Here is a 16333-nt window from a genome sequence, read left to right on the forward strand (position 1 = left end):
TTGGACACGGCGTCCGGATGACGGGTGGTTTCAGGGGGTGTGGTCGTCGTGGAGGGAGATGTAGCCGGGGCGGCAGTCGCGGACTGCTTCGTTCACGGTCCACACCGTCGCCTGCGCCTGCTGGGTGTCCTGGCTCTGTTCGATCACTCCCAGTGCCTCCGCTGCGGCCACTCTCACCTGCTGCGGCAGACTCTCCCGGGCCGCAGCCGGTACGCGATCAGGCGCCTGAGATCACGCTCCTCCGCGCTCACTCCACCAGGGCGCAGCGGGAACACCGCCGCCTGGTACAGGAGACGGCGTGCAGGAGCATGTGTGCGGCCGCCTCCCCCGCCGGATCGCCCCTTGTCAGGGATCGGAGATTCTGGCGCGTCTGCAGGCTGCACAGGAAGGCGCCCCGCGGGTGGGTGGGGCACCCGGAGCATCGTCGCACAGGCCAGGGAGCCTCCGTGTGGATCGCGCCCTGCCAGGGCGGCCGCCAACTGCGAGGCCCGTAATATGCATCAATTCGGTGCGTTGAGCGGCTCATTGAGGCCGACGCGACCGCCTCCGTCCGTTCCGTTGCGGACAGCTATGAAGACGCGATGGCCGAGGCCCTCAACGGTTCCTTCAAGGCCGAGCTGGTCGAGCATCAAGGGCCCTGGCGGGACGCTGATCAGGTCGAACGTGCTGTCGTTCGATGGGTCGGCTGGTACGACAGCGAGCGCCTGCACTCAGCACGCGGTTACCTCCCACCCGAGGAACTCGAGACCCAGCACTACCGATCCCAGGCAGCACTGAAAGCCGCCTGAAACCATGCAAACTGGCCGCTACGGTACTCGGGGCAGCTCAGAACAGGAGTACCTTCCGGCCGAGGTCGAGCAGTATCCGCCCTGGGCCATGGTGTCGTCCAAGCACCAGCCGTCTTGACGGAGTCCGGGAAGCATGGCCAGAACCTGCCTCGGCCCTTCCAGCGGGCCCAGGTCGACGCCGACCGACAAGCCGATCCGGTAAAGCTCATGTACGCCGCACCAGCGGACCACGATGACGTTGACTCCGTCTCCCATGAGAAATCTCAGTAGGGCGGCACACTGTCGGAAATGCGTGCCCTGCTGCCGCTACAGGCCGAGCAGGCAGCCCTGTTCGAGTCGGTCCGCGCTGAAGCGCAGAGCGTGGAACCGGCGACGGCGGTCCGGCAGTCCTCCCTGATGTCCATCCGTTTCCGTGAAAAGGGTGTCTCGATGGCGGGAAGAAAAGGACGCGCGGTCGCGTCACTGGTAGCTGTGCTGATAGTCGGGGGGATCCTTAGCGGGTGCTCCAAGGAGTACAACGACAAGCGAGGTAAGGGCGACGCGCCCGTGCAGGGGCGCATGGGAGACAACACAGCTGCCGAGGTTTTCAACATGCCGGACGGGTTCGGCAACTTGGCCACGAAATGCGTGGGCCACGGATTCCGCGCCTACGTGACGACGAACGCCAGCGGGCCGTCCAACGTCGAGATCGTGCCGGACAAGACATGCGCGAGTTGAGACGGGGGACGACGGCCGCTCTGCTCGCGGTACTGCTCCTCGCCATGGTCGCCGGATGCTCACGGGAGTACCAGGACAAGCGGGGCAAGGCTGACGCACCGGTGACCGGGCGAGCGGGCGAGGACACTCCGGCCGAGGTCTACAACTTCCCGGACGGGTTCGGCAACCTCGCAACCAAGTGCATCGGCCCCGGTCGGCGCGGCTACGTCACCACCAAGTCCGTACACCAGGAGGACGACGACACAGTGGTCATCCCGTCGAACGCCGTCGTCGTCGACGATCCGGGATGCCGGCCCGCACGCTAGCTTGATCAACGGTGCCTGCGCCCGGTCATGCACATCGGGGCGGACATTATGAGCGGCCGCCTCAGAACGACCCGGACGCCCGCCGCGCCGAGGACCCAGAGGCCGAAGGTCACCTTGCGGCGGGGCGATCGGGGACTGATCCTGGTTCCTGCCCCCGTGGGAGTGGGGGTCCGTTGCGGTGACCTTTGCGCTTTCCGATACGCCCCCGATACGTGCGATCGGCAGCGACCGCGATGGGCGGTGAGCGGCCCTCGGCGGTTCCGTCAGAGATAATCGGGTAGAGCGGCCCGCACGGGTGCCGGACGAGTCGTTCACGAAAGCCGCACGGAGACACAACTCGCCTGACCCTGCGGCAGGGAGACGTGACCCAAGGAGATTTTCTGCCGTGACCCCTGTCTTCGGGGGTAAGGCTTCGGGGAAGTACGGAGATCTGACGGGAACAGCGGGAGCGGATTCTCCCCGAGCCGGGGGGTGGCGCGCCTCGTGCGGCCGAGCCGGTCCCGCTTCGATGGCATCGCTGGAACAGGAGCACGCTCATGCGTCTATACGCCCAGACCCCTGGACGCCGAAGCCGTCAGATCGTCGCGGACCTGGTCGCTGTCGTCGTGATCGCGGCCGCGGTGAAGTTCGCCCTGGCCGTCCATCACGCGATCATGTTGCTGGCCGAACCGGGCCGCAAGGCGCAGAGCGCCGGCGACACTCTCGCCAGTGGCCTCGGTGACGCCGGGGACGCGGCCTCGAAGGTGCCGTTCGTCGGGGACTCCCTGCGCAAGCCACTGCGGTCCGCTGCCGAGGCCGGCACCGGTCTGTCCGATGCGGGACAGTCCCTTCAATCCACCGTCGGCCACGTGGCCACGCTGACCACAGTCGCGCTGATCGTCTTCTCCGTGGTCCTGGTGCTGCTGCTGTGGCTCCCCCCGCGCCTGCTCTGGGTCCGGCGCAGCTCCGCCACCCGCCGTCTGCTCGACGCCCCCGGCGGCGCCGACCTGCTCGCCCTGCGCGTCCTGGCCGGACCGCAGCGCGCGCTGTCCGCGGTGCCTGTTCCGCCCGGCGGACTCGCCGACGCCTGGCGTCGTGGGGACCAGGACGTCATCGCTGACCTGTCGAAGGTCGCGCTCAGGCGGACGGGTCTGCGAGGCTGACGGGACCGAGGTGAACGCGCACGCGGCATCTGCTGCGCGCCTCCCGGACTTTTCGGCGGCCTGGGAGGTGAAACTTAACTCCCCTGTCGGGTGTTGCTGTTGTGTCTCCCCCCGAGCTGTGATCTGACCTCTTCCTGCACGACCTCACCACAGGCAGTATGTCTGTGAGCTCTAGGACCGAAGGGCGGCAGCGCCTTCGTGGCTCGCAATCGGAGTCGTGGTCTCGAAGTGCCGCAGCCGGCCGGCAACTCGCAGGCGTGGGTCGAGCATGAAGAGGTCGGCCCAATTATTGAGCGGCTCCTTTGGGACAGCCACGACAACGCAGACACACAGGAAACGGGGACTGACCGCCGACCAGGACAAGGGAGGCCGTGACGAAACCCTGCGGCTGCCACGGCCGGGGGAGCAGCCATGAGTAGACGCCGGTTTGTAGCCTGAGGCGTGCCGGGCGGCTACCGGATGGCAATCGAAGACGCCGATGGTGGGACGACCTCTACGAGCTGTGCCGCTGCTGGGGGATGCTCCGTGGCGTGGTCTGCCGGCCCGCGACGAGTAGGCTGATCGTTCACTATCGGACGGGGGAGGCCCACGTGGGCCGTGCGGTGCGCCGCGAGTCCGGCGGTCGACGCCGCGCGGCCGAGGATGAACCGGTGACCGCAGGAGTCGAAGTCGATCCGTGTCCCGTCCGGGTCGAGGCCGATCGCGGAGAGCCGGTGCGCGCACTGCGGGCAGTGCGGCAGCGGGGCCGGCTGGCAGGTCGCGAGGAGGGTCTGCTGCTGCGCTTCGATGTCTGCGAAGTGGCGCGCGGTTCGTGCAGTGGTGAGAGTGATGGGCATGGCCGAACCTTTCGTCGAGAGCGCGTTGCACTCGTGGTCCGGCGCGGGCCACTGCAACGGTAACTCGACGCTTCGCAGGTCGTCTAGGTCAGCCCACCGGCAGCCGCCCGGCTCGCGCCGTCACCACGAACTGCCCTACCTCTCTCCCCCAAGTACTGATCGACAGGCGGTCGAGAACTCGGCCAGCGCGTCTCCGCTCGCGTTCCGTGCTGGCTGAAGATCGAGCCACGGGATACCCAGCGAGTGGTCGTTCCTGGTGCGCAACGCTTCAGCGAAATCGCGGTGGACGACCAGCGTTTCCCGGCTCCTCGCTGCGAGCTGTCTGGCCGCATCCCACACCTCCTCGGGTCCAAGGAGGTGCACCCCGTCAGCGGCGAGCGGGAGATCGATGTACGCGTCGTCCAACTGCGCGTTGAGAGCTACCAGGTCCTGACCAGTCTTCAGGGCCGTGCGGAACTTTGCCAGGAGGGCAGCGAACTGGTCGTAAGCCCGTGTCCTACGTGGGGTTGGGTCGTTGGGCTTGGTTATGGGGCGGGGTACGTGGAGTTGGATTGTTCCGGACGGGTTGTGGGAGATCGCGGAGCCGCTGATCCCGCCGTCGAAGGTGCGGCCGCAGGGCGGCGGTACGCAGGACACGCCTGATGAGACGCTGTTCGCGGCGATCATCTATGTGCTGGTCAGCGGGTGCGCCTGGCGGGCTCTGCCGCCGTGCTTCGGGATATCGAAGTCGACCGCGCACCGTCGGTTCCTGATCTGGTCGCGGGCGGGTGTGTGGGGCCGGCTGCACGAGGAGATCCTGCACCGCCTGGACGATGCCGGCCTGCTCGACCTCTCCCGAGCTGTCCTCGACTCAGCTCATGTGCGGGCGAAAAAGGGGGCGAACTCACAGGTCCGAGTCCCGTGGACCGGGGCAAGCCGGGTTCCAAGATGCACGTTCTGTCGGACGCGAACGGACTGCCCACCGTCGTCGGCCTCTCGGCAGCCAACACCCACGACAGCCTCGCCCTCAAGCCCATGATCATGGGTCACCAAACGAGACACGACCCCCACCGTGGCCGGTACTTCAAGTCCCGACGTCTCCACGCAGACAAGGCCTACGACATCCCCCACCTGCGAAAATGGCTGTGGGGAAAGCACATCGGTGTCCGTATCGCCCGCAAGGGAGTCGAGTCCAGCGAACGATTGGGGCGCCGACGCTGGGTCATCGAACGGACCATGTCCTGGCTGACCGGCTACCGCAGACTCAACCACCGTTACGAACGCCACCCCCGCAACTACCTGGCCTTTCTCGGCCTTGCTGCCGCCCTCTGCTGCTACAAAAAGCTCGTTCGCCTCACCACGTAGGACACGGTCTAAGACCGAATCACGGCGTCGTAGTCCGCCTTTCGCTCCTGCCGCGTCCACTGCCTTCTCTCGTGCTCCTACTGCTGGACGACCTGGCGTTGCTGCGCTGCTGCTGCGGTCTCGGCACCCTTGATGGCACCCGACTTCGCGAAGTAGCCGCCGATGGCAGCACCGAAAAGTCCGGTCGCGCCCGCAATCAGCGCTGCCCACAGGTCGTCCACGTGCGCCCTCCGGATGATCGGATCTTCGAGGCTACGCCGCGATCACTCCCTCTGCCCAGACCCGTCCACACCCTGTGCAGTGCGCGACTGGCGGCCGGCCTTCTCCTGCAGCGCCTCGCCGAGGGAATGTGCAGGGTTGTCATCCGGGCCAGGATGAGTTCCACCCGACGTACGGCACCCGGTTCGGGGAGCGTCGGATCGGCGCGGGGGCGGAGCCGACCGTAATCGAGGGTCGTGTCCGTACGAGGGCAGACGGGCCGCACACCGCACCGACATGCCCTCCTACAGGGGACGGCTTCCCCGTTCACAGACCCGCGTGGTGCAGGGCAGCGCCTGGCCGGCAGCCGACCTAGCGTCCGGCGGCGCGGTTCCGGGTGGCCATCACGGTAGCGGTCATGCCCGCTGTTCCGTACAGCATGTACAGCAGGCCGCTGCCCAGGAGTTCGCCGCGCTTTACCTTCTGACCGTACTTGACCTGCTCGTACGTGGCCGTGCCGGTCGAATCGCCGCCGTGGGTGCTGTAACCGAGCGCGCAGGTAGAGTTCGACCGCATCGGGCCGGTTTCGTCCTCGCCCTCCGAGTTCAGCTGGTATCCCGGGCAGACCGGGATGCCGTGGGCCGCACCGGCCCTCAGCAGGGTGATCGCCCCCCACACCAGCGGGACCAGGAATAGCGTGACGAACACTCCGCGTAACTTCATTGCGGCACTCTAGCTGTAGTGGAACTCGATCCTCGGACGCGGGATCGGGAGCTCAGTGCGTCAAGTTCTCGCGCTCCCGCGCCGTTGAAATGCCCTGTCACTGACTCAGGTCCGGTGCGGCGCCGATATGTGATGCCGTGTCACAGTCAAGAATCGAAGGTGGCGATCGTCCGCCCGCTACGGAGCGGCTTGGCGACCATACGTCGCATGACACGATCACGGACCCGCCGGCCAGCCGCCATCTATGCCGTCCTTCAGGCCGTGACCGTGCTGCTGGCTCTGTGGCTGTCCAAGCACTTCCAGGTGGCGCGGCTGGCCGCCACGCTCGTCGCCCTGGCCCCCACCCTGCCCGGCGCCTATCTGGCCTGGGCCGCCTTCCGTGACGACCGCCGCGAGGCCGCGGCGGACACCGATGCGAAGGTGAAGACGCTGGCCGGCGTCGTGGCCGCGGCCGAGACCCGGCAGCGCGCCCAGCTGATCGGGTCCGGCGCCCCTCGCATCGACGTGACCTTCCACCAGCGCACCGAGCCCGCCAACAACGCGACCGGCCCCGCAGCTCACGGCCGCCTCACCGACATCGTGTCCTACTACCTGAACCTGCGCCCCGGCCGCCTGGCCATCACCGGTGAACCGGGCGCCGGCAAGACCCTGCTCGCCCTGGACCTCATCCTCGGACTGCTGACCCACCCCGGTCGCATCGACACCGACCCCGTCCCGGTCCGCTTCTCCCTGGCCGACTGGAACACCGAGCAACCTCTTCAGGAATGGCTCGCCCACCAGGTCCACCAGCAGTTCCGGGACCAGGGCATCACCCTCGCCGACGCCAGCACACTGGTGAACGGATACCGCGTCGTGCCGGTCCTGGACGGCCTGGACGAGATGGACACCGACGCCACACCGGCCGGCCGCCGCCGCGCCGCACGCGCCCTGCAGGAGCTCAACGCCTACCAGGACCCCACCGGCATCGCCCCGGTCGTCCTGACCTGCCGTACCACCCAGTACGAGGATCTGGGCGGCCTGGACTTGCGGATGCGTGAGGCGGCCCGCATCCAGCTCGACGACGTCAGCCCCGGCCAGGCCGCCGCGTATCTCACCGCCCGCAGCACCAGCCCCGACCGTTGGAGGCCGGTCATCGACACGTTCACGGCCGCGCCCGGCGGCACTCTGGCCCGCTCGCTCGCCACCCCCTGGCGCCTCAATCTGGCCGCCACCACCTACGAAGAACGCCACACCGACACCCTGGCCTACCTCCGTGAACCGGACCACCTGCTCACTCTGGCCTCCCCCAGCGCGGTCCGCGACCACCTCCTCGCCCTCTACCTCCCCGCAGCCGCCCACCAGCACCCCACCCGCCCCAACCACTACCGCCCCGATCAGGCCCACCGCTGGCTCGCCGCGCTCGCCGCCCACCTCGCCACCACCACACCCATGACCACCGCCAGCAGCACCGACATCGTCCTCCACCAGCTCTGGCCCATGGCCGGGCCCCGTCGCGTCCGCACCGCCGACACCCTGCTCTGCGTCCTCCTCCCTCTCGCCTTCACCACCCTGCTCCTGTCCCTGGTCTACATGGGCTTCCCGCCCCCCAACTGTTCGCCCTTCCAGTGGGCATGTCCCTGGGATCTATCTGGCAGGCCAGTCGTCCTCTCGTCCCCGAGCCTCAAACGTTCCAGCTCCAGCGGCTGCGCAGCCCAACCCGCCTCCGCCAGCTCGCCGGAACTCTCGCGTTCGGGCTTGTGGGCGGGCTAGAGGTCGGGCTCGCGTTCGGGCTCGTGATCGGGGTAGCGGTCTGGCTCGCGTTCGGGCTCGTGATCGGGCTCGTGATCGGGCTCGTGATCGGGCTCGTGGTCGGGCCTGCGTTCGGGCTCGCGGTCGGGCTCGCGGTCGGGCTCGTCAAGCGCCTGAAAGATGCTCCGCCGACAGACCCGCGTCATCCGGTGCGGGACGATCTCACGGTCGGGCTCGTGCTCGGGCTCGCGTTCGGGCTCATGATCGGGCTCACGAGCGGGCTCGTGGTCGGGCTCACGAGCGGGCTCGTGATCGGGATCGGGCTCTTGGGCGGGCTCTTGGGCGGGCTTGTGATCGGGCCTACGATCGGTCTGTACGGGCTCTCTGGGGCTGGCCGTCGTTACCTGGTCTTCCTGCTCTGTATACGGGGCCGATTGCCCTGGCGTCTCGGCACGTTCCTGAACTGGGCTTACGAGGCAGGACTCCTGCGGATCTCCGGCGTGGCCTACCAGTTCCGCCACCGGGAACTCCAGGACTGGCTCACCGCGCACCCCACTCCCTGACAACCGCCCCACCGGCTGCCTGTACACGGCCTCCCGCGGCGGCCAACCCGGCGCCTCGGACGTCACACCGTGAACGATGCCGAACTGGCGGTAGAGGTCGGCGCCGACGTCGCCCCGATCCCGTCGCAGGAACCGGATTCGTGGCCCGCAGCTGCATCCAGTACTCGGCGGGGAAACTGCAGGGCACGGTCGTGCGGAGACTCGGTTCGCCCGCTTCGATGCCGGAACTCCTCTGGCTGGGACGCCGAGGGCCCACAGCGCCGATACGACATCAGGATGTTGCAGGTCACATTGGATCGGCGAAGATTTTTTGCCGGAACAGCCTTCTCCCGACTGTCTGGTCCGTTCCCGTTGGTGAGGGTGTTTCGTGCGGGTCCGTGGACAGCTGGCTGGGAGTCGTCTGCGGCCTGGATCAGAACGGGTTCGCCGGCGGGACCGAGGAGGCGGACGGCGTTGTTCAGGGCGGTGGCTCGGATGTCCGGGCGCCTCTGACAGGCGCATCAAGGCGATGGTCTCGGTCAGCGGGAGCCCTGTTCGTTGAGCAGATCGAATTCCAGAGCGCGGGGCAGGGCGTGGAGGGCGCGATACAGGAAGCGGGTGACGACCTCTTCGTCCGGAGTGAGAGGCGCTGTCACCTCAGGGTCTGCTTGCGAGCACAGCCCTCGCTACCAACCAGCCCAGTGAGCCGAGGCGCCTTGCGCAGCCCTCCAACGCGAGGGGCGCCGGGGATTCGATTTTCAAATGACCGCCCAGCAGAAAAATCCGATGATCGGGATCATAGATTGGTTTCCTCTGATGCCCATTGCGCCACATAGAGGGACAATTGAGTTTCCTTCTGCTATGTGTGCCGACGGGTGCATTTCCGTGCGTAATATGCCGCAACAGCAACATGGCTTCCCGGGCGATCGGTAGGGCCCGGGTATGCCCCGGCCCCCCACAGGAAATGGCCTCTAGATGAAGCTGAAGTTCCCCCACGCGGCTCGCGGCCGCGGTTTGTCCGGCTTGCTGGCCTCGGCTCTTGCCGCGACGGTTGCCGGCACGATGGTCGCCCTGACCCCGACGCAGGCGCTTGCCATCGCCACGCCCGTGCCTCTGGCCACTGCCGCGAGTTTCTCGGTTCTGTCCGGTCAGGGAGTCACCAACACCGGCCCGTCCCTGATCAGTCACGACCTCGGGACGAGCCCGAACCCGGCGATCTCCGGATTCCCGCCCGGTCAGGTGCTCGGCGCCGTGCACGCCGCCGACGCCGTCGCACTGCAGGCCAAGTCCGACCTGGTGACGGCCTACAACCAGGCGGCCGGCCAGGCCACCGACTTCGCGCTGCCGGCGGCCATCACCACGGGCACCACGTTGAGTCCGGGTGTCTACACCGCTACGGCCGGCGTCGGACTCACCGGCGACCTGATCCTGGACGCCCAAGGGAACCCGAACGCCGTCTGGGTGTTCCAGATCCCCGAGGCCCTGACGACGGCGACGTCCAGCCGGGTGCTGCTGACGAACGGCGCTTCGGCCTGCAACGTGTACTGGCAGATCGGGAGTTCGGCCACCCTCGGCACCAACTCCACCTTCGTCGGCACCATCATGGCCCTGACCTCGATCAGCGTGACCACGGGCACGAACATCGAGGGCCGCGCCCTGGCCCGTAACGGTGCCGTGACGCTCGACAACAACAGGATCTTCCTCAACAGTTGCTCGACCACCACCGGTGGGACGACCACTAGCGGTGGCCTGGTCACCGGTGGTCTGGTCACGGGCGGTGTGACCAGTGGTGACACCTCGGGCAACGTCGCCGGCAACACGTCCGGGAACACCGTGGGCAACACCGCCGGCAACAGCACGTCCGGGAACACGCAGGGCAACACGGCCGGGAACGGCACCGCCGGAAACACGGTCGGCGGGAACACCGTCGGCGGGACCACCGGTGGCTCCGGACACGGCGGGAAGCCCGGAAAGCCGCACCACCACGACAACAAGCCGGGCCACCACCACGGCCACAAGCCCCACCACGGTCAGAAGCCTCACCACGGCGAGAAGCCCCATCACGGGCACGACGTGGACCACGGCAAGCCCTCCTACGGCGAGAAGCCCGAGGAGAACTACGGCTACGCCGACGTCCCCCGCAGCCGCGACGCCGCCCTCGAATACGCCAAGAACTACCAGGGCTGAACAGCACCCGCAGTGACTCGGCTCGTCGGCTGACAGCGCGCGGCGGAATCCTCACCGATTCCGCCGCGCCCAGCCGGTGAAAGTCCGAAAGGCACCGGACTAACTGATCGTTTCAGGATGAAGTTCGTTATGGGGCTTGGCAGTTGGGTGTCATGTCGGCAGGATCTGTTGGGTGTCTGCTGATCTTGTGCCCGATGATCTGTGGGAGCGTGTGGCTCCGCTGCTGCCGGCTCGTCCGGCGAGGCGGTATCGGTACCCCGGGCGGTTGCCGGCGGATGACCGGGCTGCGCTGCGGGGCATCGTTTATGTGCTGTGCAAGAGTGTGAGCCGGCGGGACGTGCCGGCTGATCAGGTCGGCTGCAGTGGTGTGACGGCCTGGCGGCGTCTGCGGGACTGGACCGAGGCGGGTGTCTGGCCGCAACTGCACGAGGTGCTGTTGGCAGAGTTGCGTGCGGCGGGCTTGCTGGACATGGATGACGCGGCGATCGACGGCTCGCATGTCAGGGCTCTCAAAGGGGGGCTCACACCGGACCTTCGCCGGTCGACCGGGCCCGGCCCGGCAGCAAGCACCACCTGATCGTCGACCGGCACGGCACCCCCTTGGCTGTCTCGCCGACCGGCGGAAACCGTCACGACGTGACCCAGTTGATGCCGTTGCTGAACGCGATACCCCGCGTCCGCGGTGTTCGAGGCCGGCCTCGCAACCGGCCACGTCGGCTGTTCGCCGACCGCGGCTACGACTATGACAAGTACCGCCGACTGATCCGGGCCCGCGGCATCACGCCGAAGATCGCTCGCAAAGACACTTCCCACGGCTCCGGCCTGGGCAAAACCCGCTGGGTCGTCGAGCGAACCTTCGCCTGGCTCCACCAGTTCAAACGACTCCGAATCAGCTACGAGATACGTGCCGACCTCCACCTCGGACTACTCCAACTCGCCTGCAGCATCATCTGCTTGAGAAGACTCAGAACTTCATTCTGAAACGATCAGTAAGGCGGACAGGCCCGCGTCAACAGGAGGGGTCCGGCAGCCACCAGTTCCTGCGGCCAGCACTGAGGGCGGCTCGCCGCGTCGATGAACGCCTTGATGGCGTCGGTGATGAAGTCGCGGCTGGCGCCGGGGTCGAGGGCCTGGGCCTGGAGCTTGTCGTGCATCACGCTGTAGTACTGCACGTCGGAGGGTTTCTCCAGGTAGAGGTCGCTGGTGAACCGTTCCAGGTGCACCACTCCTGTCTCGGCGCTGTCGGCGAACGTCAGGATGGAGAACTGTCCGGACAGGCCCGGGTGGGCGCCTGCCGCGTAGGGGATGACCTGCACGGTGATGTGCGGCTCAGTGCTGAGGGCCTTCAGGTGCTCCAGTTGGTCGCGCATGATGTCGGGGCTGCCGACAACGCGGTGCAGCGCTGATTCGTCCAGGATGACCCACAGGCGCAATGGGCAGCCCGGGTTGTAGATCCGGTGCTGGCGGCGCAGCCGTACCTTGAGGCGTGCGGCGGCCTGTTCGACAGTGATCTGGGGGATGGCTTCTTCGATGACCGCTTGGGCGTAGGCGGGGGTTTGCAGCAGACCGGGAATCACCATGGGCTCGTAGGCATGGAGGGAGGCGGCGTCTGTCTCCATGCCGATGTAGACGCTGTTCGGGATGTCGCCGTAGGGGTGCCACCAGCCCCGCTGGCCGGATTCCCTGGCCATCTCGGTCAGCGAGTCGAGACCTGGGGGTCCGTCACTCCGTAGAGCGCGCACAGGTCGCGCACGTCGCGGGGGCTGATGGCACGGTTGCCGTTCTCCAGATGGCTGATCTTGGGCTGGGAGACCATGAGCCTCTCGGCGACTTCCCTGCTCTCCAGCCCGCTGTCCATGCGCAGCCGACGCAGCTCAGCCCCCAGACGGCGCCTCTTGATGGTGGGATTGGTCTTCGACGCCACGCGCGGAGTACCTCCGGTTCCAAGTCACTGTGCTGGACCGAAGGTTGCCATGGGGCAGCGGTTGCTGATCACGTGCCATGCCGCCGCGATCGCAGGCAGCCGAAACGGACCGGTCTCGATCAGACCGGCAGCTGCCAGTTACCCGGGTACGCGTCGTCTGAGGAGTCGACCCCCAACGAGGGCGGGCGCCGCATCCCAGACGTCCGTGTCATCGGGCAGGGTCAGCAGAACCACGTGCAGAGCTCGCTGTGCGTGGCGGGCGATGAGGTCCATGGCGAAGAGCGCTGTCGTGGATGCGCGGGGGCGAGGCGGTCGGCGTGCACGACGTCGAGGATGTGTCCGGCGCTGCTCGCCCGCAGGGACGGGACACCGCATGGATCTGGCCGGTGACCCGCCGGCCTGGGCGCGGCTGGGCCCTCCCAGCCGCGCTGGCCTGCCTACCAGGGCACCTTCCCGTTTTCGTCCTGGAAGGTGCCGGTCGGGCCGTCCGCGTCGAGTGTGGCGAGACGTACGACGACCCTCGCACTCTCCTCCGGCGTCCTGCCGACACCGAAGGCCGCTGTCAGGTCCGTCGCGGTGGTGCCGGGTTCGACTGCATTGAACTTGATGCCCGGATGGGCCTTGGCGTACTGGACGGTGAGCATGGTGGCGGCGGCCTTGGACGCCGAGTACAGCGCCAGCGGCAAGGCGTACTCCGGGCGGTCCGGGTTGGTCACGGCCCAGAAGGATCCGGCGCTGCTGGAGACGGTCACCACGGTGGGGTTCGCGGACTTGCGCAGCAGAGGCAGCGCCGCTTCCGTGACCCGCACGAGGCCGACCGCGTTGGTGTCGAAGGCGCGCAGGGCGGTGGGGCCGTCGAGGGCTCCGTCCCCCAAGATGCCTGCGTTGTTCACCAGGACGTCGAGCCCGCCCTCGGCCGCGTCGATGGCCGCCAGCGCGCTGTGCACGGAGGCGTCATCGGTCACGTCGAGCTGCACGAATTTCGCGTCCAACGCCGCCGCGGCCTGCTGTCCGCGCTCGACGTCCCGCGCGCCGAGGTAGACCACGTGGCCCACCGCCAGCAACTGTCGGGCGGTCTCGAAGCCGATGCCCTTGTTGGCCCCGGTGATCAGTGTGATGGTCATGCAGATCCTCGCAAGTGAAGTGCCCGAGCGGGCCGTTCTCGGTATGCGGACATGTCTCAGTGGGGCAGGCGCGAACTTGCGGGTCAGCCGGTCAGCTGCCGGCGCAGTTCACCGGCGTCGTGCAGGGCTGTCATGTGCACGAACCGCCCGTCGCGGACCTGGTAGATGGCGTACTCGGTGATCTCGAACGAGGCGCCGGTGGGAGCCACGCCGAGCCAGGGCTTCACGGGGGTGCCGGTGTTGACCAGGCGCGCAGCCAGACGGTCACCGTCGAAGAGCAGCTCCTGCAACTCCCAGTGCAGGTCCGGTACCGCGTCCACGTCCTGCCGTTGCACGGCCAGGAGGTCGTCTCGGGTGGCGGGCTCCCCGTTCAACGTGGTCCGGTCGTTGATGAATGCGTCCATGCCATCGAATTGGTGGGCGTTGAGCGCTTCGAGGTAGCGCCGGTAGAACGTGCGCAGATCACTGTCGGACATGTGAGGGGCCTTTCTGTGGGGTGGCTCCGGATCGGGGCCGCGCGTGGAGGGTCGGAGCGGGAATGCCGCTGCGGCCGCGCCGGACGACCGCGACTGCGGAGGGGGGCCGCCGGTCATGGTCACGTCGGACCAAGGCGCTGTGCTCGGCTCAGGTTGGCGATGAGCTCGTCGCGCGTTTGGTGCGCCAGCGCGGTCCAGGCGGGTTGACCGGGGGCCGTGCGCCACGAGGCGCTCAATGGACTGTTGTTGACGGTGTCGAAGCCGAACTGGTCGTAGAGCCGGGTCACGAGGTCCGCGGCGTCGGGGAAGTTGCTGGAGGTCGGAAGTGCCAGCCGGTCAGGGGCGCCCGCGGGGCGGCCGGCGGTGGTGATGCGGGGAGCTTGGATATGGGTGAACGCCTGGACGACCCGGGAGGCGGGCAGGTGCTCCTGGCGCAGCTCGAGTACGGTCGTCTCGCCGGAGTCGATGCGGGCGAAGTGACCGTCGCGCCAGATCATGTAGTTGTTCGTATCCAATACGATCTTGCCGGCGAGGGCGTCGACCGGCAGGTTGTTGACCGTTTTCAACGGGACGGCCACGACGGCGAAATCGCCGGCGGCTGCAGCGTCCGCGGCGCGGGCGGCCCGCGCGGACGGGCCGAGTTCCGCGACCAGATGCTGCAGGGTTTCCGGTCCTCGCGAGTTGGCGATCACGATGCTGTAGCCGTGGGCCAGGGCCGCCCGAGCGATCTGGCTGCCGACCTCGCCGGCGCCGATGATCCCGATGGTGGGCATGGGGTCCGCCTCTCAGATCTGGTTCAGGCCGCCGTCGACGTACAGGCTCGAACCGGTGATGAAGCTGCTCTGCTCGGATGCCAGGAAGGCCACGGCGGCGGCCACCTCCTCCGGGCGCCCGAGCCGGCCCAGCGGCACCCGCGTCATCAGGTGCTGCTTGAACCGTTCCGGGTCGGGGGTCAGCCCCGCCAGGGCGGGGGTGTCGGTCGGGCCGGGGGTGAGGGTGTTGACCCGGATACCGCGTCCCTTGAGTTCGTTTGCCCAGGTCCGCGCGAACGAGCGCGTGGCGGCCTTGGTCGCCGCGTACACGCCGAGCTCCGCATCGCCGACGTCCCCGTTGGTCGAGCCGTTCACGATCACCGAGGCGCCGTCGTTGAGCAGCGGCAGGGCCTTTTGGACGGTGAACAGCAGACCGCGCACATTGATGCCGAACAGGGTGTCGAAGTGCTCCTCGGTGACCTGCTCCAGCGGAGCGAGCGCGGCGATGGCGGCATTCGCGAACAGCACGTCCAGGCCCCCGCCCCGGCTGCGGATGGTGGCGTAGAGCCGATCCAGGTCGTCCAGGTTCGCGATGTCGCCGGTCACCGCAGTGGCCGCAGGACCGATCAGGTCGACGGCCGCGTCGAGTTCAGTCGCGCGCCGGCCGGTGATGAAGACGTGCGCGCCTTCAGCTGCCAGCCGGACCGCACTCGCCAGGCCGATGCCGGCGCTGCCCCCGGTGACGAGAGCGCTCTTTCCGTCGAGTAGTCCCATGTGTGCCGCCCCTTCCACTTCTGCAGCAGTCACTACAGAAGTGGACCGTAGCACTTCCGCAGCGAACACTGCGGAAGGGGTAGGGTGTGGGGGTGGAGACGAAACCGACCGGCCCGATCGGCCGACCGCGAGGATTCGACGCCGACGCCGCCCTTGAGCGCGCCATGCTGGTGTTCTGGCAGCATGGCTACGAGGGGGCCAGCACCGCCGGCCTGACGCATGCGATGGGGATCTCCACCACCAGCATGTACGCCGCGTTCGGCAACAAGGAGCAGCTCTTCCGCAAGGTGCTGGAGCGCTACACCGACGGCCCGAGCGCCTACCTGACCCAGGCCCTGGAGCAGCCGACTGCCCTTGGCGTCGCCACCGCCATCCTGGCCGGCACCGTGCGCACCACCACCCGCGCGGCCCACCCCCACGGCTGCCTGGGCGTCCAGAGCGCCCTGACCACCAGCGACTCCGGCCAGGATGTCCGCGCCCTCCTCGTCGACTGGCGCAGTGCCGGATACGCCCGCATCCGCGAGCGGTTCCGGCGCGCGGTCGATGACGGCGATCTGCCCCCGCAGACCGACCCCGGCCTCCTGGCCCGCTACCTCACCACCCTCGCCTACGGCATCGCCGTCCAAGCCGCGAGCGGCGTCGCCCGCGACGACTTGCAGGAGCTGGCCGACGCAGCCTTGCGCCACTGGCCCCTGTCCTGACACCGCATTGGCGGCGGGGGGGGGCCGTGCCGTGTCGGCCTGGCGGGTGATCATCTCTCGGCAGCGTGATGG

The 16333-nt window shown here is 68.0% G+C and carries 18 protein-coding genes and 1 pseudogene; 10 read left to right on the plus strand and 9 right to left on the minus strand.

Going from position 1 to position 16333, the window contains the following annotated elements; translation table 11 throughout:
* Window positions 1-30: 30 nt before the first annotated feature.
* The gene (locus OG776_RS04925; RefSeq protein ID WP_329319139.1) at window positions 31-171 is read right to left on the minus strand and encodes a hypothetical protein; all 141 of its coding nucleotides are present in this window, start codon (window positions 169-171) and stop codon (window positions 31-33) included.
* A 353-nt stretch (window positions 172-524) separates the two neighbouring features.
* On the opposite strand from OG776_RS04925, the gene OG776_RS04930 reads away from it, so the two are divergent.
* The 4 genes from OG776_RS04930 to OG776_RS04945 all read left to right on the plus strand — a co-directional run bounded on the left by OG776_RS04930 (window position 525) and on the right by OG776_RS04945 (window position 2952).
* Window positions 525-788: an integrase core domain-containing protein gene (locus tag OG776_RS04930; RefSeq protein WP_329323657.1), complete on the plus strand. Its 264-nt coding sequence runs from the start codon at window positions 525-527 to the stop codon at window positions 786-788.
* Between the two features lie 288 nt (window positions 789-1076).
* Entirely contained in the window at window positions 1077-1505 is a 429-nt protein-coding gene (locus OG776_RS04935; protein WP_329319140.1) for a hypothetical protein, read from the plus strand.
* Entirely contained in the window at window positions 1493-1810 is a 318-nt protein-coding gene (locus tag OG776_RS04940; RefSeq protein ID WP_222723775.1) for a hypothetical protein, read from the plus strand. The genes OG776_RS04935 and OG776_RS04940 overlap by 13 nt, the downstream gene beginning before the upstream one ends.
* A gap of 536 nt (window positions 1811-2346) precedes the next feature.
* Entirely contained in the window at window positions 2347-2952 is a 606-nt protein-coding gene (locus tag OG776_RS04945; RefSeq protein WP_148008193.1) for a hypothetical protein, read from the plus strand.
* Between the two features lie 971 nt (window positions 2953-3923).
* Here the strand turns inward: OG776_RS04945 and OG776_RS04950 are convergent.
* Window positions 3924-4454, minus strand: coding sequence for a hypothetical protein (locus tag OG776_RS04950; RefSeq protein WP_329323829.1), 531 nt, complete (start codon window positions 4452-4454; stop codon window positions 3924-3926).
* Between OG776_RS04950 and OG776_RS04955 the strand changes: the two genes are divergently transcribed.
* A protein-coding gene (locus OG776_RS04955; RefSeq protein WP_329319143.1) for an IS5 family transposase occupies window positions 4354-5132 on the plus strand; the annotation gives its coding sequence in 2 pieces (ribosomal slippage) (window positions 4354-4657 and window positions 4657-5132; 780 coding nt in all). The genes OG776_RS04950 and OG776_RS04955 overlap by 101 nt on opposite strands.
* A 77-nt stretch (window positions 5133-5209) precedes the next feature.
* On the opposite strand, the gene OG776_RS04960 is transcribed toward OG776_RS04955, so the two are convergent.
* Together OG776_RS04960 and OG776_RS04965 are read right to left on the minus strand one after the other, a co-directional pair.
* Entirely contained in the window at window positions 5210-5353 is a 144-nt protein-coding gene (locus OG776_RS04960) for a hypothetical protein (RefSeq protein WP_187285532.1), read from the minus strand.
* A 349-nt stretch (window positions 5354-5702) separates the two neighbouring features.
* Window positions 5703-6053 carry a hypothetical protein gene (locus tag OG776_RS04965; RefSeq protein WP_261994441.1) on the minus strand — a complete coding sequence of 117 codons (351 nt, stop codon included), beginning with the start codon at window positions 6051-6053 and terminating at the stop codon, window positions 5703-5705.
* Between the two features lie 207 nt (window positions 6054-6260).
* On the opposite strand from OG776_RS04965, the gene OG776_RS04970 reads away from it, so the two are divergent.
* The 4 genes from OG776_RS04970 (at window position 6261) to OG776_RS04985 (ending at window position 11491) form a co-directional block, all read left to right on the plus strand.
* Window positions 6261-7802, plus strand: a complete 1542-nt coding sequence (locus OG776_RS04970; protein ID WP_329319146.1) for an NACHT domain-containing protein — start codon at window positions 6261-6263, stop codon at window positions 7800-7802.
* Window positions 7803-7825: 23 nt separating this feature from the next.
* Window positions 7826-8344 carry a hypothetical protein gene (locus OG776_RS04975; RefSeq protein ID WP_329326368.1) on the plus strand — a complete coding sequence of 173 codons (519 nt, stop codon included), beginning with the start codon at window positions 7826-7828 and terminating at the stop codon, window positions 8342-8344.
* Between the two features lie 954 nt (window positions 8345-9298).
* Window positions 9299-10510: an ice-binding family protein gene (locus OG776_RS04980; RefSeq protein WP_329319150.1), complete on the plus strand. Its 1212-nt coding sequence runs from the start codon at window positions 9299-9301 to the stop codon at window positions 10508-10510.
* A 172-nt stretch (window positions 10511-10682) separates the two neighbouring features.
* Window positions 10683-11491 (plus strand): IS5 family transposase gene (locus OG776_RS04985; protein ID WP_329319152.1). Its coding sequence is split into 2 segments (ribosomal slippage): window positions 10683-11022 and window positions 11022-11491, totalling 810 coding nucleotides; the frame shifts between segments, so codons are not numbered across the junction.
* Window positions 11492-11496: 5 nt separating this feature from the next.
* On the opposite strand, the pseudogene OG776_RS04990 reads toward OG776_RS04985, so the two are convergent.
* The 5 genes and pseudogenes from OG776_RS04990 to OG776_RS05010 all read right to left on the minus strand — a co-directional run bounded on the left by OG776_RS04990 (window position 11497) and on the right by OG776_RS05010 (window position 15560).
* Window positions 11497-12434, minus strand: a pseudogene (locus OG776_RS04990) (helix-turn-helix domain-containing protein).
* Between the two features lie 437 nt (window positions 12435-12871).
* Entirely contained in the window at window positions 12872-13558 is a 687-nt protein-coding gene (locus OG776_RS04995; protein ID WP_148014798.1) for an SDR family NAD(P)-dependent oxidoreductase, read from the minus strand.
* An 83-nt stretch (window positions 13559-13641) separates the two neighbouring features.
* Complete coding sequence (locus OG776_RS05000; RefSeq protein ID WP_095853779.1) at window positions 13642-14034, minus strand: ester cyclase; 393 nt, start codon at window positions 14032-14034, stop codon at window positions 13642-13644.
* Window positions 14035-14153: 119 nt separating this feature from the next.
* Window positions 14154-14807, minus strand: a complete 654-nt coding sequence (locus OG776_RS05005; protein WP_148014799.1) for an NADPH-dependent F420 reductase — start codon at window positions 14805-14807, stop codon at window positions 14154-14156.
* A 12-nt stretch (window positions 14808-14819) separates the two neighbouring features.
* A complete protein-coding gene (locus tag OG776_RS05010; RefSeq protein WP_329319155.1) occupies window positions 14820-15560 on the minus strand; it encodes an SDR family NAD(P)-dependent oxidoreductase in 741 nt (246 codons plus the stop codon).
* Between the two features lie 92 nt (window positions 15561-15652).
* Here OG776_RS05010 and OG776_RS05015 point away from each other — a divergent pair, with 92 nt between their 5' ends.
* Window positions 15653-16261, plus strand: coding sequence for a TetR/AcrR family transcriptional regulator (locus OG776_RS05015; protein WP_187285849.1), 609 nt, complete (start codon window positions 15653-15655; stop codon window positions 16259-16261).
* The last annotated feature ends 72 nt before the right edge of the window (window positions 16262-16333 follow it).

The organism is Streptomyces sp. NBC_01689, from assembly GCF_036250675.1.
Classification (GTDB): domain Bacteria; phylum Actinomycetota; class Actinomycetes; order Streptomycetales; family Streptomycetaceae; genus Streptomyces.

Excerpts from the sequence above, each read along its gene's own strand:
- OG776_RS04935 (WP_329319140.1), top strand. The coding sequence starts at position 1,077 with ATGCGTGCCCTGCTGCCGCTACAGGCCGAGCAGGCAGCCCTGTTCGAG.
- OG776_RS04940 (WP_222723775.1), top strand. The coding sequence starts at position 1,493 with ATGCGCGAGTTGAGACGGGGGACGACGGCCGCTCTGCTCGCGGTACTG.
- OG776_RS04945 (WP_148008193.1), top strand. The coding sequence starts at position 2,347 with ATGCGTCTATACGCCCAGACCCCTGGACGCCGAAGCCGTCAGATCGTC.
- OG776_RS04950 (WP_329323829.1), bottom strand. The coding sequence starts at position 4,454 with ATGATCGCCGCGAACAGCGTCTCATCAGGCGTGTCCTGCGTACCGCCG.
- OG776_RS04965 (WP_261994441.1), bottom strand. The coding sequence starts at position 6,053 with ATGAAGTTACGCGGAGTGTTCGTCACGCTATTCCTGGTCCCGCTGGTG.
- OG776_RS04970 (WP_329319146.1), top strand. The coding sequence starts at position 6,261 with ATGACACGATCACGGACCCGCCGGCCAGCCGCCATCTATGCCGTCCTT.
- OG776_RS04980 (WP_329319150.1), top strand. The coding sequence starts at position 9,299 with ATGAAGCTGAAGTTCCCCCACGCGGCTCGCGGCCGCGGTTTGTCCGGC.
- OG776_RS04995 (WP_148014798.1), bottom strand. The coding sequence starts at position 13,558 with ATGACCATCACACTGATCACCGGGGCCAACAAGGGCATCGGCTTCGAG.
- OG776_RS05000 (WP_095853779.1), bottom strand. The coding sequence starts at position 14,034 with ATGTCCGACAGTGATCTGCGCACGTTCTACCGGCGCTACCTCGAAGCG.
- OG776_RS05005 (WP_148014799.1), bottom strand. The coding sequence starts at position 14,807 with ATGCCCACCATCGGGATCATCGGCGCCGGCGAGGTCGGCAGCCAGATC.
- OG776_RS05010 (WP_329319155.1), bottom strand. The coding sequence starts at position 15,560 with ATGGGACTACTCGACGGAAAGAGCGCTCTCGTCACCGGGGGCAGCGCC.